Annotated in this window: 2 pseudogenes; one reads left to right on the top strand and one right to left on the bottom strand. The window is 34.4% G+C overall.

Features of this window, described 5'->3' with window-relative positions:
• Positions 1–148: pseudogene (locus AB4496_RS26360) on the top strand (regulator); the annotation flags it as partial.
• 57 nt (positions 149–205) lie between these two features.
• Here the strand turns inward: AB4496_RS26360 and AB4496_RS26355 are convergent.
• A pseudogene (locus tag AB4496_RS26355) lies at positions 206–421 on the bottom strand (DUF3037 domain-containing protein); the annotation flags it as partial.

The raw sequence follows: 421 nt of genomic DNA, 5'->3' as shown, positions 1-421 counted from the left end.
CGACAGTATGGAGCTGCCGACAGGCCAAGTAGTGAGGCCACAACAAATATTGGCAGGGATTGCACTATTAAGTATTCAATCTGAGTTAGAGCTAAAAACATCAATAAAACTACTTAAACTAGCCAGAGCAATTGCCAGAATGAAATGATAAAAGCATTCACTCGCAGGTAAAAAAGCTACTGTTAAGTAGCCTTTATTATTTGTATCAATTCGTTACTAATTTGAAATCATTAACTAAGCAATCTAAATCAAACTCCGCAAATTTTAATATTTCATTACTGTTCTGATATGGAATAACTTTTACACCTAGTTCTTTCATTCCTTTCTGCACAGTATCAAAAGCGGCTACAAACTCTTCTTTTTTATTCTGAGGTCTTTCTATCGTAAATAAGAAGTTATCTTCGTTCAAAGCGTTTGCTTG

Source organism: Vibrio sp. 10N.222.46.A1, assembly GCF_041473595.1.
Classification (GTDB): domain Bacteria; phylum Pseudomonadota; class Gammaproteobacteria; order Enterobacterales; family Vibrionaceae; genus Vibrio; species Vibrio tasmaniensis_A.
The sequence above is the reverse complement of the archived record's forward strand: the minus strand, read 5'-3'. Positions and strand labels throughout refer to the sequence as shown.